The 15,524-nt window shown below is 64.0% G+C and carries 10 protein-coding genes; 3 read left to right on the top strand and 7 right to left on the bottom strand.

Going from position 1 to position 15,524, the window contains the following annotated elements:
• Window positions 1-3 precede the first annotated feature (3 nt).
• The 6 genes from ACNHGR_RS12055 to ACNHGR_RS12030 all read right to left on the bottom strand — a co-directional run bounded on the left by ACNHGR_RS12055 (window position 4) and on the right by ACNHGR_RS12030 (window position 9,183).
• Entirely contained in the window at window positions 4-663 is a 660-nt protein-coding gene (locus tag ACNHGR_RS12055; protein ID WP_475286371.1) for a PilZ domain-containing protein, read from the bottom strand.
• 14 nt (window positions 664-677) lie between these two features.
• On the bottom strand, window positions 678-1,202 hold the full coding sequence (locus ACNHGR_RS12050) for a hypothetical protein (protein ID WP_475286370.1): 525 nt from the start codon (window positions 1,200-1,202) through the stop codon (window positions 678-680).
• Window positions 1,202-6,181, bottom strand: coding sequence for a hypothetical protein (locus ACNHGR_RS12045; protein ID WP_475286368.1), 4,980 nt, complete (start codon window positions 6,179-6,181; stop codon window positions 1,202-1,204). Before ACNHGR_RS12045 ends, ACNHGR_RS12050 begins: the two co-directional genes overlap by 1 nt.
• 66 nt (window positions 6,182-6,247) lie before the next feature.
• On the bottom strand, window positions 6,248-7,372 hold the full coding sequence (locus ACNHGR_RS12040) for a hypothetical protein (RefSeq protein WP_475286366.1): 1,125 nt from the start codon (window positions 7,370-7,372) through the stop codon (window positions 6,248-6,250).
• 53 nt (window positions 7,373-7,425) lie between these two features.
• On the bottom strand, window positions 7,426-7,899 hold the full coding sequence (locus tag ACNHGR_RS12035; RefSeq protein ID WP_184267567.1) for a DUF11 domain-containing protein: 474 nt from the start codon (window positions 7,897-7,899) through the stop codon (window positions 7,426-7,428).
• A 180-nt stretch (window positions 7,900-8,079) separates the two neighbouring features.
• Window positions 8,080-9,183 carry an NAD(P)-dependent alcohol dehydrogenase gene (locus ACNHGR_RS12030; protein ID WP_475286364.1) on the bottom strand — a complete coding sequence of 368 codons (1,104 nt, stop codon included), beginning with the start codon at window positions 9,181-9,183 and terminating at the stop codon, window positions 8,080-8,082.
• Window positions 9,184-9,464: 281 nt separating this feature from the next.
• Here ACNHGR_RS12030 and ACNHGR_RS12025 point away from each other — a divergent pair, with 281 nt between their 5' ends.
• From ACNHGR_RS12025 to ACNHGR_RS12015, 3 genes are all read left to right on the top strand, one after another.
• A complete protein-coding gene (locus tag ACNHGR_RS12025; RefSeq protein ID WP_475286362.1) occupies window positions 9,465-12,311 on the top strand; it encodes a TonB-dependent receptor in 2,847 nt (948 codons plus the stop codon).
• A gap of 29 nt (window positions 12,312-12,340) precedes the next feature.
• Window positions 12,341-13,285, top strand: a complete 945-nt coding sequence (locus tag ACNHGR_RS12020; RefSeq protein WP_475286361.1) for an isocitrate lyase/PEP mutase family protein — start codon at window positions 12,341-12,343, stop codon at window positions 13,283-13,285.
• Window positions 13,286-13,520: 235 nt separating this feature from the next.
• The gene (locus ACNHGR_RS12015) at window positions 13,521-13,985 is read left to right on the top strand and encodes an SMI1/KNR4 family protein (RefSeq protein ID WP_475286359.1); all 465 of its coding nucleotides are present in this window, start codon (window positions 13,521-13,523) and stop codon (window positions 13,983-13,985) included.
• A gap of 175 nt (window positions 13,986-14,160) precedes the next feature.
• On the opposite strand, the gene ACNHGR_RS12010 is transcribed toward ACNHGR_RS12015, so the two are convergent.
• A complete protein-coding gene (locus ACNHGR_RS12010; RefSeq protein WP_475286357.1) occupies window positions 14,161-15,507 on the bottom strand; it encodes a spinster family MFS transporter in 1,347 nt (448 codons plus the stop codon).
• Window positions 15,508-15,524 lie beyond the last annotated feature (17 nt).

Below are 15,524 nucleotides of genomic sequence, written 5' to 3'. Positions count from 1 at the left end.
GGGTCAGATCAGGTCGGGTGCATCCAGCATCGTGGCCAGGGTGACGCTGCTGACCGGTTGCAGGAAGCGGAAGCCGCAACTGTCGTCGCGGGTCCAGCAGATTTCGCCCGCCACGCTCTGCCGATCACCCAATATCAGGTCGAGTACGCCGGGCTTGCCCCGTTCCAGCGGCGTGAAGAGGGTTAGTCGGACGCCGCCGACCGAAATATTCTCGATGCGCACCGCGACAGGCGCGTCATCGACCAGCAGCATGGTTTCCCGGCGAAAGGCAAAGCGGGGCTGGCGCGCGATCCGACCCGATTTGTTGCTGCGCGCCGCGAAAATATCCGCCGGGCTGCACCGCAGGTCGAACATCAGCCCGGCTTCATGGCCCGACGTCCAGCAGATCCGGGCGAGGCGAGGGTCCAGCCCGCGCATCTCGATCAACACGCGCATGCCCGGTGGCGGGGGGAAGGGCAACTGGATGCGCATGCCGCCTTCTGACAGGTCGCGGACCATGCAGGGCAGGCTGCGGCCGGCAAAGCTGATCTTGCCGATCGTAAAGACGGTGGCCGCCCGCCAGTCCCGTCGTCGCTCCACAGGATTTGGCGACCAGCCGTCGGACAGTTCCGGCAAGACGGTTATGATCGGTGTCGGCGATGCCTGTTCCAGTCCATGCGGCATGGGGTTCTCCTGTTTCAACGCAGCTTGACGCGGAAGCGGACCGTGAAGGAGCCGCCCGTCTTGAAAGTGGTCACGGGTTTGATGCGAATGGCGCGGACGTTGGCGTCATAGCCGTCGGCGTCGGGAACGGGTGTGTAGGTCCAACTGGTGCCGTTGGAAAATTCGATCCCGTCGGTGGCGCTGGACAGGCTCGTGAAGCTGTAGGTCAGGCCGCTGTCGCCCACGCCCAGCACGATCGCGCCGTTGGTGAAGATAACCGGGCCGCTGCCGCTGGCGCCCAGATCACTGACGCGCAGGATGACATTGGCGGGCAACTGATCCTCGAAGGCGATGCCGCGCACCGTCTTGCCGGCATTGGCGAGCGGATTGGCGAGCGTGGCCGTATAATCCAGCACCGCGCCGGGAATGGCGCGCGGGATCAGGTTGCCCATCGGGTCGGACACCATGGCGACCGATTTGGTAGCGGTGATCGGATCGGCCAGCGCCGCCGTCGGCAGCATCGCCAGTAGAGCGGGTAGGAGAAGGGCGGGTGCGCGCATCAGCGGCGCTTTCCGAGCAGGCCGGCAATGGCGCCGCGATCGAACTTCACGCGCATCGTCACATAAGGGCCGCGACGGGTATAGCGATCATCTTCGAAATCGCGATCGCGATAGCCGGCGATGTTATAGCCGGTGCTGATCCAGACGTTCGGCGCGGGCGAGACGCCGGCGGACGGTCCACCGCTGAAGGCGAAGACGCCCCGGCTCCAGGCATGCTGCACCGATCCCTGCACGCCGATGTCGAACCGCTTGCCCATATCCATGCGCAGGTCAAAGCCGGTGACGTCGATATAGCCGGCATAATCGTCCACGCCATAGCTGCCGCGCACCCATTTCGCGCCATAATAAACGGTCGCCTCGACTGCGTGGCGCGCGCCTTCCGGCCCGGTGCGATAGTTTACGGCGAGATTGTTGATAAGCCGCAACGTGCGCTGACCCACGCCGCTGCCCGCCGGGACGCCCAGCACATTGCCACCGCCGATACCTGAATCCGCGCTTTCCTTGCGCAGTTCAAACCGTTCCAGCAGCGACCAGTTGCTATCGAGCGGGCGCCATGCGAGCGCGACCGATGTGGTCAGGCTCTTCGCCTGCGCGCCTGTCACCTGGCCCAATGTGGAGTAGCGCACCGTGCCGGCTAGCGTTTTGCCTTCACCCAGGGCGCGGACGACGTTGCTGGTGATGTTGAAGCGGCTGTTCTGGTCGGACTTGCGATATTCGACCTGGCCGTTCCACGACCAGAGATCAGCGCGGTAATTGGCGCCCAGCGTGACGGCCTTGTAGTCACCGTCATTGCCATAGAGGCCGCCCAGTGTGCCGCCGACGCTGCCGGAGCCGCTGGTCTGGAAGGGCTGGACCAAGCCGCCGGCGGGGATCTGGCCACGAACTGTGGTGCTGGCGTCGAAGGTCGCGTCGATGGTCCAGCGCTCGCTGATCGGGAGCGATTGGATCAGGCCGTAATTGGCGAACAGGCGGGCACCATTTTCACCCGACGTCTGGTTGTTGATCGCGGTGGTGACCTTCGCTCCTTTCCAGGGCTGGACGTCGAAGCCGATCTGCGCGGTATGGGCGGTAAAATCGGCACCCTGCGCGATTTCATAGCCGCCGATCAGGCGGATGCCGGGCTTCACGCGCCAGGCGGCGATCAACTGCTGCCGGGCCGGGAAGTCCACGCTATCCTTGTCCCCACCTGGTGCGAACTGGGTTTGGCCGGTCAGGGTCAGCTTGCCGCCGAGCATCGCCTGCGTGCCACCCAGCGTGAGCAAGCGGCTGTCGCGATCCTTGCCATCGATGCTGCGATCCATGGCGAACTGGGTGCCGGCGAACAGCGTGCCGCGCTCGCGGCGATATTCGATGCGTGCTTCCCCGGCGACGCGGCTGCCCGCGCCGATCAACTGGTCCTGATACCAGGCCAAAGCGGTGGCCGCCCATTTGTCGGCGATCTGTATCCGACCGTCGAATCCGACACGGCGGGTGCCGGCCTCCACCAGATTCTGCTGGCCCAGGCCAAAGGCATCGTCCTGCTGGCGCGCATAGGCCAGTATGTCGGCACCTTTGCTGTGATGTTCGACCTCCGCCAGATAGGCGCGGCCGTCGGACAGGCCATCGTGGCTGCCGGCGGCGAATTCGGCGCGCAACTGCGTGGTGTCGGTAACGCGGGCGCTCAGGTCGGCACCCAGCAGCAGGCCGTTGCCATGGCTGTCATCCTTTATCGCCGATACGCCGACTTCCGCCTTGCCCTTGGCGAACTTGATCGAGGCGCGGCCGCCAGCGGTCAGTTTCTTGCCCTTGCCGTAGGTTTCATAGTCGACGACGATAAAGACCGGATTATTGGCGGCATCGCGGCCCAGCACCGGTTCGCGGAAGCGGATCGTGCCGATAGTCACATCGATATCATAGTCGATATGGCGGGTCAGCGGGGTCGAGGACAGGATGCGTTCGGGGCGCAGCCGATCGCGCACCTCGATGCTCAATTTGTCGCTGTTGGGCACGATGTCGCGCCCCGACAGACGATAGGGGCCGGTCAGGCCATTGCCCTGAATCTCGTCGCGGGCATGCAGGTCGTCGCTGTTGGCGGCAAAGGCTGTGAAGCTGAGGCGATCATTGGCAAAGTCGGCCTTCATGCCGTTCAGCGTGCGGCTGTAACGAGTCAGCTGGGTCTGGGTCATGCCGGTTTCGAAATCGCCGAACAGGGCGCTGAAATCCGGCCGTTCCAGCCGCAGATAGAGTTTGCGGGCAGTGGGCGCATCCTGACCCTGACGGGTGGCGTCGCCATAGACGGTGTAATAGCGATCCGGGTCGATCTGGCCCAGCAGCCCGCGCGACCGGTCATATTGGCGGTCGCTGTCATAGGCGATGGTCATCAGCCAGCTGCCCTTGATCCGTCCCTTGGCATAAAGGGCCAACTGGCCGTCAGTGACCAAGCTGTTGCGGCTGGATGCGGGCAGGCGCGCCGAGCGCTTGCGCAGCGTGTCGTAACCGATCGTGCCCGCGCCAAAGCCCACCACGGTCCAGTCGCGCGCCACGGCGGTAAGGCGGCTGCGCAGTTCGATCACGCGCTGCTGCCGGTCGTCGGTCAGCGTGACGGTGGCGCGCAGCGCGCCGGCCTGGCTGGTGGGTTGCAGCGCCAGATAGGCGATGCCCTCGTCGCCGATGACGAGCGCCGTTCCGCTGTTGCGCCCGATCCGGTCGGCGGGGCGGGCACCTGCAACGGTGGCATCGACGGCGATGCTGTAGGGCTGGTCGATGGTGACGGGAACGGTGGTGCCGTCGCGCACCGGGCGGCCGGTCCGATCGGTCAGACGGAAGGCGAGCACGGGGTTGGTGAGGCCGTCTGCGGGCAGCTTGCTGGATTCAGGCGCGAAAACCGCATTGGCGGCTGGTCCGGCATAATGGACGGTGCCATGCAATGTCTGCGCGACCGACCCGTCGTCATTCATGACCGTGGCTTCCAGCGCATTGTCGCCGGTATTGAGGCCGATGCCGGACCATTTGGCGATGGCGACATCGCCATCCGTATCGGTCGCGTCATAGGCCAGCGCATCGACCAGCACGCCATTGAGGCGCAGGGCGACCTTCTGACCGGCATGATGCTGGATGACGACGCGGGTCGAGGGCGAACGAGGGCTGTAGCCCTGCGTCGGGAAGAGCAGGGCGATGCCGGCATCTTGCCCGGTGAACCACTCGCGGTTGCCTGCGGCTTCGGCGGCATCGGGGGCAACCGGCAGGGCGTCTGCCATGCTGGCGACAGCAATGCCGGTCAGGCGTAGTTGGAAATCGACGCGCTTCAGCAGGCCGCCGTCGCTTTCGACGAAGCGGGAGATGGCGCTGCCGGCCTGGCGGGTGTCGGCATCGCACAGCGCCGGTGCGTGGCTGGCGGGCAAGCTGGCACTGTCGAGTTGCACGACATGGCGGCCGTTACGGACAGCCTCGAAATGGTAGAGCCCATCCTTGTCGGTGACGACATAGCTGCCATCTTCCATCAGGATGCGGACGCCGGCCACGCCCTTGCGGCCGCTGGCTGGCGCGTTGCAGTCGCCTTCGGTCACGCGGCCGACGACTGTGAAGCCATCGGTGAAGAGCAGGGCGCCGATGCGCACCGCGGCGGCGGCCTCGTTACTGGTGGCACCGGCCGAACCGGAGGCGAGCACGCGGTTCAGTGCCTCGCCACGCGGCGCGCCGGGCGCGACGGACACGACATAGCGCACCTCCGCCGTCTTGCCAGCCGGCAGAGTGGGCACACTGAAGTCCAGTGTACGGCCATCGGTTGCAACCTCGGGTTCCTCTGCTCCGCGTGTGGAGCCGCGCTCGTACCGCAGGCCGGGAGGCAGAATGTCGGTCAGGTGGATGCCGCTGGCGTCGCTTTCCGAGCGATTGTCGACCCGGACGAGATATTGGATGAAATCGCCCGGAGAGGCTTCGCGCACCGACGCCGTCTTGGTCAGCAGCAGATGCGTGTCGCCAATGCGATCGAGCGGAATGTCGGCTATGAAGGGTTCCGGGTCTTTCAGCGTGAACACGCCGCCGAACGACGCCTCGTTCAGCATGAAGGGATGGTTTTTGGGGTCGCGCAGCGCTTCCAGTTCGGCCCGGCTGCGGGTCGACGGGGCGACATAATGGGCCGGCGGGGTGATGCGCAGATGGTAGCGGCCCGGGGCTGTCAGTGGGAAACGATAATTGCCCTGCGGGAATTTGTAGGTCCGCCCGCTGGCGTCGGTCGCGCTGCCGCCGCTGACCACGGTTGCAGGATAGGCGCTGATTCCGTCGTCGCCAAAGACGCTGGCGGGCCGGTCGCTGTCGTCGAGCAACGTTACGGTCGCGCCATCGACCAGCGCGCCGGTTTGCGAATCGAAGACGTAGCCGGTGGGATCGATCAGGATCGATGTGGTCGATCCATAGCTATATTCGTCCTCGGTGAAGCTGAGCATGAGTTCCGCCCCGCGATCGAGCGTCGGGTCGCAGGGGGATGAGGAGCCGTCATCCCCCTTCGGCACGCCGCCGGCGAAGACGCCCGTGTCGGGGCCCGTCTCCAGCAACGGGATCGTGCTGGTCAGATATTGCGTATGAACGTTGATCCGAGCCGTTTCGCGGACATTGGGATCATGATTGCCGCCCGGATTGTCCAGCACCAGGATCAGCGGGACATGGATGTCGATGGATTCGGCCACCGGCGCGCGCGCGAGGTCGGCAGTGTCGATCGGGGCGGGGGTGAAGCTGATGGTGGGCGACGTTTCGCATCGCATGCCTTGCAGGCTGTAACCGACCGGGAGCAGACGAAAGCTCAACCGGGTCGGGCGCTTGCCGCGCGATTCCACGTCGAAGATCACGGTATTGGAATCGACGCTGACCGGGCCGGTCGGAGCCTGCCAGGTCAGCGTCGCAGTATTGGAAACGCGAGTCTGCCCCTGCGCCACGACCGGGGTCGCGGCGACAAGGCCCATCAGGGCAGCCGTCAGGCTGGCAGAAGCGCGGATTTTGGGCATAGGGTTCCTGTCGACGCGCGCGGGTCAAGGCGCACGACGTTGGTTTTTCCTTTGCTGTGTAGGGAGTTAGTTGATCGTCACCTTGAAGGCGAGCGCCACCGAGCCGAGGCCGGCGACAGTGCCGACATCGGCGGTCACGGTCTTTGTCCCGCTATTATAGCTGGCGGTATAGCCGTCGGTTTCAGCCGCATCGTCCGCGTCATCATCCTCGGTCGTCCCGGCCAGCACGCAGGTGCCGCCCGGCAGGCCGATGCTGATCGAACCCGGCACATAGGTGGTGTTCGATGGCACGATGTCGGTCAGGACCACGCCATTCGCCCCGGTCAGCGCGGTGCCGTTATGGACGAGCAGGCAATACTGCACCGTCGCGCCCGGCAGCGCCTTGGGATTGGCGACGTTGACGCCATCCGACAGGACGAGTGCGGATTTGGTGACGGTCAGCGCGACATTCTGGGTACCGATGACATAGGCGGCATAAGCGCGACCCTGGCCGTTGCGGGCGACGTCGCCCAGATTGAGCGTGCCGTCGCTGTCGTCGTCGGCGAAGACGATATCGACGACATTGTCGGCATTGCCGAGGCTGAGGTCGGTCGGGACCAGGATCGCGCCCTTGGTGCCGGAGGTGCCGCCCGCTGCGGCAATGACGTGCAGCGAAACCTGTGCTTCATGGATACCGACGGTCGAAGGGATGTTGCCGACGATGAACACCGCAACGGAGGCTTCGGGCGCCAGTTCGTCGATATAGGTCTGGGTATCGACATCCGCGTCATAGACGCCGTTGCCATTGCTATCGACAAAGACCTTCATCGAGGAAATGTCGAAATCGTCGGTACCGGTCAGGATGCCGACGGACAGGGTGGTCTGGTCGGGATCGAGCCAGAAATCCTGTATGCCGTTGGTATGGTTGGTGACCTTGAACTTGGTGACGGCCGCCTGCTGGCTCAGATTGACCTGGGTGGCGCCGGTCTGGTCGGTGATGACAGTAAAGTCGACCTTGCGGTCGACTACGAACTTGGCGGTGTTGGACGTGGTGGTCTGCGAAGCGCCGTTGACGGTATAGGTGACGGTAGCGGTATTCGAGACTTCCGTGCCAGCGGCGGTGGCCGTCGATCCGGATTGGGCATGCGCCGTGCCGGTCGCAACCATGGCGGCGCCGCCCAGCAGCATCAGCCGCAGTGAGCGAGACATCATATTCGAGGTTCCTGTTGCTTGAGGGGCATGCGCGCGAGCGCCCGGGGGAGCGATCACTTGAGGACTGCCTTGAATGCGAGCTGGCCCTGTCCTCCGGCAGGGACGGTCGCGATGCGCCAGCGAATATGGCGAACATCATTGGATGTGGCCGCGCGGCTGCCGCCACCGACCGTGGGCACGCGCAGCTGGGCGAGCGGGCCATAGGTCTTGCCGTCGACCGACAGGAGCGGCGTTGCCGATCCGGCGCCGGGCGCGCGATAGGTGATCGCGCCGGGCACCGGATTGTCGAGGACGATGTCCGACAGCGGCTGTGCGCCGGTGTTGCGGTAGGCGAGCACGAAGACGACATGGTCGCCCGGCACGGCGCGGGTGGCGGGCGCCAGCGAGGTGCTGACGGCGCCCGTCTTGTCGAGGGCACGCTGTTCGACGAAAATCTTGGAGGCGACCTGCAACGGTCCCTGTGCAGCGACTGCCGGCGTGCCGACGGCCGCAGCGGCGATAAGAGCGGTAATCAGTGTACGGGCCATGGTTCCAGTCCTTGCTGTGAGGCACTGGAGCCCTTGGATGATTTTGCGGCTAACGAACTCTTACCGGCCGATCCGTGGTGGAGCGAAGTTCGACCATGGTCTAAGGGTCATATGATTTTCGAAGCGGAAAGCGGCTTTTAAGCCATGGCAGGGCGCGCCGCAGGGCGGCGCCCCCGCAGGTCAGTCGAACAGCAGCACCGGCTTGATCGCCGCGCCGTTCTCGGCGTCATGGAAGGCCTCATTGATCGCCTCGAATGGATAGAAACGGATCAGCCGGTCGAACGGGAACTGGCCAGCCTGATGCAACGCGACCAGATGCGGGATGAAGATCTTGGGATCGGCGTCACCCTCCACGATGCCGCGGATGGTGCGGCCGCCGCTCATGACCTGTGAAACATCTGCCTGGAACAGTGTTCCGGGCGCTGCTGCGCCGACGATGCCGCAAGTGCCGCGTATACCCAGCATGGCGATGCCCTGCTGGATGACAGCGGGCAGGCCAGTGCAATCAATGGCATAGTCCACACCGCCGGGGATTGTTTCCAGCACGCGGGCGACGGCATCGTCAGTGCGGCCATTGATGGTCAGCGTCGCGCCCAGTTCTGACGCGAGTGCGAGCCGGTCCGGGTTTAGGTCCACCGCGGTGATCGAAGACGCGCCTGCGACCTTCGCCGCCATGATCGCGGACAGGCCAACCGAACCCGCGCCCAGCACCACGACGCTTTGCCCAGCCTGGACTTGCAGCGCATTCATCACCGCCCCAGCGCCGGTCAATATGCCGCAGCCAAGGGGGCCGGCAATGCGCAGGTCAAGATCGCGCGGTACGACCACTGCGTTACGGACATGGCAAATGGCATGACTGGCGAAAGAGGATTGGCCGAAGATGTTGGCGAAGACAGGAGAGCCGTCTTCCGCCTTGAGCGCGCTGCTGCCATCCGGGCGAGTGCCGAAGAAGTTGCGCGGGAAGAAGTCGTGGCAATAGCTGCTATGATCCGAACAGCAAGTTGGACAGGTGCCACAGCTATTATAGCTCATCACGACGGGGTCGCCGGGCCGGATGTCGGTCACGCCTTCGCCCACCTGCTCGACGATCCCAGCGCCTTCATGGCCCAGTACCACCGGTTGCGGCACGGGCACGCCCTGCTGCCACATGGTCGCATCGGTATGGCAGATCCCCGTCGCGACCAGGCGGACCAGCAGTTCGCCGGCGCGGGGCGCTTCGATGGTCAGGGGACGGATGACCATCGGGTGATCCGATGCTTCGACAATAGCGGCACGAATATCCATATGATCCTCTTCCTTTGGCACATGTGTATGTCATGGGACCGATATCAAATGACGGCGATGCGGCCAAGCCCGCGATTCGCGCCGACGGATTCTTCGGTCGTCTTTTTCCGAAATCAAACGATAAAAAGCCAAAAATGAGAGAAAATAGCGACATTCTGCGCATCAAAGTCTTTCTCATTTCCTCCTTGCAAGGGGATTGCCTTGTCTGGGCATGTTCGTTAATGTGACCGATATCACGAGCAAGCGGATGGTAGATCCGGCAGTGTTGGGAGGATGAGTTGATGCATCGCATTATGGTGAATCGCTTCAAGCATGGATTGATGAGCGGCGGCGTAGTATTGTGCGCGCTGGTGGTACCGGCCATGGCGCAGGAGGCTGTATCCCAGCCGACGCCGCAGCAGGCAGAGGTGGATGACGCGGCCGCGGCCGACATCGTCGTTACCGGATCGCGCATCGCCCGGTCGGGCTTCAATGCGCCGACGCCCGTGACCGTGGTGGGTGAGGAGCGGCTGGCCCAGCGCGCGATCACCAATGTCGGCGACGCCCTGAATGAACTGCCGTCCTTCCGTCCGCTGGTGACGCCGGCGACGCAGCAGGCAGTGGGCGGCAATATCGGTGCGCGTGTGCTCGACCTGCGCGGTCTGGGGGCGACGCGGACGCTGGTGCTGCTGGATGGCAAGCGCTTCGTGCCGTCGACCACGCAGGGCACGATCGATGTCAACCTGATCCCGAGCTCGCTGGTGTCGCGGACCGAAGTCGTGACAGGCGGCGCGTCGGCGGCCTATGGCTCGGACGCGGTGGCGGGTGTCGTCAACTTCATCCTCGATCGCGACCTGACCGGCCTCAAGGGATCGGTGCAGGCCGGTATTTCCAGCCGGGGCGATTATGGGCAGCGGAACGCTCAACTCGCCTGGGGCACGAAATTCGCCGATGATCGCGGCCATTTCATGATTGCGGGCGAATATGACAAGTCGGACGGGATGGGCGATTGCTACACCCGCAGCTGGTGCCCGCGCGAACAGCTGATCGGCAATACCCCCGCGGGCGCGGGCGGACTGCCCGCCAGCATCCGTGGCGGGCCGGCAGGGACCGGCACCATTTCCTCGGGCGGTCTGATCGTTGCCAATTCGGGGCCATTGCGTGGGTTGGCATTCAACCCGGACGGCACGACGCACAATTATGATTATGGCACCATCTACGGTACCAATCCGTCGCCGCTGTTCACTCAGGGTGGTGAGGAATCGGTGCGCAACGGCTTCTTGGACGGCATCTTGCTGATCCCGCCGGTCAAGCGCTTCGTCACCTATAGCCAGGCCTCCTATGAATTTTCGGATGCGCTGAAGGCCAGCGTCGACCTGTCCTATGCCCGGTCGAAGGGCATGGTGATCGGGTCGGTCGCGCGCACGACGCAGACGATCCAGCGCAGCAACGCCTATCTGCCCGATGGCGTCGCGGCGATCATGGACGCCAATGCCATCACCTCCTTCACCCTCGGCCGCGCGCTGATGGACCTGGGCGGGTCGGTCAATCATAGCGACAACCAGACCTATCGCGCGGTGCTGTCGCTGGAAGGCAAGATCAGCGACAACTGGCGCTGGGACGCCTATTATCAATATGGCCGCAACGAGTTCCGTCAGGACTATACGGGTAACGTCGTCGCCTCGCGCGTCACCAATGCGGCCAATGCCGTCACTGTGAACGGGCAGGTGGTGTGCGGCATCAATGCCGACGCCAGCACCGCCAATGACGACGCCAGTTGCGTGCCGATCAACCTGTTCGGCTCCGGCAATATCTCGCAGGCCGCCGCTGCCTATATCGCGCCTTCGGGCTACCAGACCACCGACACGACCGAGCATGTCATTGCCGCCAATATCAACGGCGCGCTCTTTGCGTTGCCGGGCGGCGATTTCTCAATCGCGGCGGGCGGCGAATATCGCAGCGACAAGGCGGTCGGTACCGCCGATGCCCTGTCCACCGCCAACGCCTTCTGGTCGTTCAACGGCAAGGCGGTGAATGGCAGCATACGGGTCGCCGAAGCCTATCTGGAAGCGCTGGCGCCGGTCCTGAAGGATGTGCCCTTCGCGCAGACGCTGGAATTCAACGGCGCGGTTCGTCGGACCCATTATCGCCGCTCCAGTCCCGGCCTTGATACGACCAGCGTCAACGCGACGACATGGAAGCTGGGCGGCGTTTATGCGCCGATCGAGGAAGTCCGCTTTCGCGTCACGCGGTCGCGGGACATCCGGGCGCCCAACCTGACCGAATTGTTCGGCCCGGTGACGCTGGGCCGCACGACGATCGTCGATCCGCTGAACAATGGCGCGCAGATTCAGGTGAACAGCTATTCGGGCGCCAACCAGCAATTGTCGCCGGAAAAGGCCGATACGTGGACGGCGGGTGTGGTGTTGGCGCCCAAGGGCTTCCTGCGCAACTTCCGCTTCTCGGTCGATTATTATGACATCGACTTGCAGGGGGCGATATCGACCCTTGGCGCGCAGGTGGTGGTGGATCGCTGCGCGGCGGGACAGGCGGCATTGTGCGACTATGTCCAGCGAGATTCGTCCGGCGCACTTACCAGCGTCAGCGACGTGCTCCAGAATGTCAGCCAGGTGCGCAATCGCGGCATCGATATCGAGGCGAGCTATCGCACCGATGTCGGCAATCTGGGCAGCCTCGACTTCCGGTTGCTCGCCACCCATTATCTGAAGCTGGAAATTGGCGGCATCGATCGCACCGGCCAGACCGGTTATCGCCCCGGCACTACCACCGGCGTTCCCGACTGGATCGTGGACGGCACGGTGCTGTGGGATCTGGGCAGCGTGGCGCTGAACCTGCACGGCAAATATATCCCCAAGGGGGTGTTCGACACGACCCTGATCGGCCCGGAGGATGATGGTTATTCGCCCAGCCTGTCCAACAGCGTGAACAGCAACCGCGTCGCCGGCCGCTTCTACCTCGACCTTGGCGCCACGGTGAAGGTGAACGACCAGTTCGAACTGTTCGGCGTGGTCAACAATCTGCTGGACAAGGACCCGCCGCTGGCCGCCAGCGCGCAGGGCGGCACGAACCAGGTCTATTTCGATCCGATCGGCCGCTACTTCAAGGTCGGCGCCCGCATCCGCATGTAATTGGTTCAACAAAGGAAACTGGCAAGCACATGGCAAAAAAGTCTCTGCAACAACTGCTCGAAACCAGCGACAAGTGCATCGTCGCCCCCTGTGTCTATGACTGTGCGTCGGCGCGGGCGGTGGAGATGGTCGGCTTCGAAGCGATGATGCTGTCGGGCGGCGAAGTGTCGATCGCGATGAACGGCGTGATCGACTATGGCTTCAGCAATCTGACCGACGTGGAATGGATCACCAGCCGCATCAGCCAGACATCGCCCATTCCGCTGGCCGCCGATATCGAGGATGGCTTTGGCGGGCCGCTGGCCGTCTATCGCAGCGCCCGGCGCATGGCGATGGCGGGCGCGACCGCGCTCCAGCTGGAAGATGCCGACGATATGGAGGAATCCACCGGCCTGCTGCCGCGCGAACGCTATCTGGAAAAGGTGCGGGCGGCGCTCGCGGCGCTGGAGGGCACCAACTGCTTCCTGATCGCGCGGACCAATGCCGATCCGGAAACGCAGATGGACGAAGGCTGCGAGCGGATGCGGCTGGCGCATGAACTGGGCGCGAAAATGACCACCGTGGTCAAGATCGGCACGCTGGAGCATGCGCAATATGTCTCGTCCAAGGTGCCGGGGTGGAAGATGTTCCCCGACGTGCGCAACATCAACGGCAAGCCCGCGGTGACGGTGGACCAGATCCATCCGCTCGGCTTCAACATGATGACGATGCATTATACGCTCAAGGCCGCGATGGACGGGATGCTGGAACATGGCATCCGCAATTTCGCCCAGCAGGGCTGCGACTATACCTGTGAAAAGGTCGACGCGACCGGCATCATGGGGATGAGCGCCACGCCGCTGTTCGATCCGCAAAGCTATATGGAACTGGAGGGCCGTTTCTCGGGTCGCGCCAAGGAATATACGATCGTCGGCAATCAGGTCGAAAGCTTCCCCGAAGGCTTCGTCCGCTCCTCGATCGACGACCGCCTTTAAGGCATAATCTCTCCTCCCTGGAAGCCCGGTCGACTGCACGCGACCGGGCTTTTTTTGTGCGTGGCGTAGGAAGGTCGGCGCTTAACTTCGCACATTTCCCGCTGATTGCGACATTTTGGAACGAATGTTGGACATTTTATGTCGTGGCGGGGGTGCGGTGGCTGACGGTGTGAAAGAACAGGAGATGGGGTAGCAGTTGGGGCGGGAGTAGGACAGGGCGGAAGTCCGCTTTGGCTTGCGCAACACCGCTAAGCAGACAATTATGCTTCCAACCAAAGGGAAGGCGAAGATGCTTGAAGGGCGTGACTGGTTCGGGGCGGATGGCGCCACTATAGCGGAATTAGCTACCTTAAAAGCCGCCGCGCCTGAAGGCATCCCTTCCGTCTATCTCGACCTGCTTGCGTTTAGCAACGGTGGTGAAGGCCCTTTACCTGTTAGCCCTTATAACCTCTGCTTAGATGCAGCGCTGACTGTGGTGGAGAGCATCAAAAACTCAAACCACGGCCAACCTCATTTACAAGGCTTTCTGATCTTCGGCGGTAGTGGAGGTGGCGAGTATCTCGCCTTCGACATTCGTGCGCCAGCATCCTGGCACGTCGTCACGATTGACATGGTTGCAGGTAGTGACACAGCAGAAGTTATCGCGCCTGATTTTGACGTTTTTTATGACTGGATCGGGCTAGAGGCAGCAGCGTCCTAGACGTCTGAAACTGGTCGCTTCTAGAGCTTCTATTGCTCGCCATGCCGGGCCCTTCGACAGGCTCAGGGCAGGCTTGACCCGGCATCCCGCTTCTTTCCGGGGACTGTAGGCGAAGAAAAGCTGGACCCCGGATCAAGTCCGGGGTGACGGTGCGTTGTGGCGCTTAAGTTGGCGCTTACCCTTCCAGCCCTGCCAGCCGCAGCGCCCGGTACGGCTTCAGCGCCAGCAGCAGCAGGCCGCACATGAGTGGGGCGGCGCAGCCGACGACGATCGCCAGCGAATAGCGGATGTCGGTGGGGGCGGTGAAGAGATGGTCGGTCATGAAGCCGATCACCACCGGGCCGATGCCGATGCCGACCAGCGAGATCACCATGATGTAGAGCGCCGTCACCTGCCCGCGCGCGCGGTTGGGCAGGATGAGTTGCAGCGCGGTGCCGGCGCAGGGGACGGGCATGCAGCTGAGGAACATGGCCGGCGCGATCAGCGCCAGCGCCGCCCAGGCGTTGGGCATCAGCGGGGCGAGCGTGCCGAAGACGCCGCAGGCGAGGAAGCCGAAGGCGGCGACGCGCAGATGGGCGTCGACATGGCCGGCGCGGGTCAGCCGATCGCTCAGCCAGCCGGCGAAATAGGTGCCGCCCGTGCCGCAGATCATCATGATGAGGCCGAAGCCGATGCCGACCTGCGCCGGGGTCCAGCCATAGACGCGGGCGAACAAAGCGGGCGTCCAGACATTATAGGCGAAGTTCACCACCGTCACCATCGAGAAGCCGGCGAACATCAGGATGAGCGCGCGGCGGCGGGCGCGGATGACGCCCAGCACTTCGGCGATGCTGAGCGGAGCCGTGCCGCCGGGGCCGCGCCGGTCCGGTTCCTTCATGAACAATAGCAGCGGCGCGAGCAGCAGGCCGGGCGCACCGACGATCAGGAAGGCGGCCTGCCAGGGTTCCAGGCCGAAGGGCAGGCCGGTGCCATGCCAGCGTTCGGTGAGCGACTGGAGCAGCTTGCCGCCCGCCATGAAGGCGAGGCCGATGCCGAACGGGGCGCTGAGGAAAAAGACGCTGACGGCGCGGCCGAGCTTTTCGGGCGGGAAGAGATCGCTGAGCAGCGAGAGGCCGCTGGGCGTGACGCTGGCTTCGCCGCAGCCGACCGCAACGCGCGAGAGGAAAAGCTGCGAGAAATTGCGGGACAGGCCCGATGCCATCGACGCGAGGCTGAAGAAGAAGAGGCTGATGCCCAGCACGATGCGTCGTTCATAGCGATCGGCGAGGCGGCCGAGCGGCACCGCGCCCAATGTGTAGAATATGCCGAACGCCACCCCCTGCAACAGCGCGAAGCTGGTGTCGTCCAGGCCGAATTCCGCCTTCACCGGCTCGACCGTCAGGTTGAGGACGACCCGGTCGAACTGCGACGCGATCGAGGCGAGCGACAACAGCAGCGCCACGGTCCAGGCGCGGCGCGGGTTGGGCCATGGGCGCTGGTCTGTGGCATCAGGGGCGATGTCCGGCTGGGGCATCAGGGCCATGGTCTTCCTCTCGTCTT

This window comes from Sphingobium sp. RS1 (genome assembly GCF_056156825.1).
This window is presented reverse-complemented; position numbering and strand designations above follow the sequence as displayed.

Bases quoted from the DNA above. Each gene is read 5' to 3' on its own strand.
- ACNHGR_RS12050 (WP_475286370.1), bottom strand. From the start codon at position 1,202: ATGCGCGCACCCGCCCTTCTCCTACCCGCTCTACTGGCGATGCTGCCG.
- ACNHGR_RS12040 (WP_475286366.1), bottom strand. From the start codon at position 7,372: ATGATGTCTCGCTCACTGCGGCTGATGCTGCTGGGCGGCGCCGCCATG.
- ACNHGR_RS12025 (WP_475286362.1), top strand. From the start codon at position 9,465: ATGCATCGCATTATGGTGAATCGCTTCAAGCATGGATTGATGAGCGGC.
- ACNHGR_RS12035 (WP_184267567.1), bottom strand. From the start codon at position 7,899: ATGGCCCGTACACTGATTACCGCTCTTATCGCCGCTGCGGCCGTCGGC.
- ACNHGR_RS12010 (WP_475286357.1), bottom strand. From the start codon at position 15,507: ATGGCCCTGATGCCCCAGCCGGACATCGCCCCTGATGCCACAGACCAG.
- ACNHGR_RS12020 (WP_475286361.1), top strand. From the start codon at position 12,341: ATGGCAAAAAAGTCTCTGCAACAACTGCTCGAAACCAGCGACAAGTGC.
- ACNHGR_RS12045 (WP_475286368.1), bottom strand. From the start codon at position 6,181: ATGCCCAAAATCCGCGCTTCTGCCAGCCTGACGGCTGCCCTGATGGGC.
- ACNHGR_RS12030 (WP_475286364.1), bottom strand. From the start codon at position 9,183: ATGGATATTCGTGCCGCTATTGTCGAAGCATCGGATCACCCGATGGTC.
- ACNHGR_RS12055 (WP_475286371.1), bottom strand. From the start codon at position 663: ATGCCGCATGGACTGGAACAGGCATCGCCGACACCGATCATAACCGTC.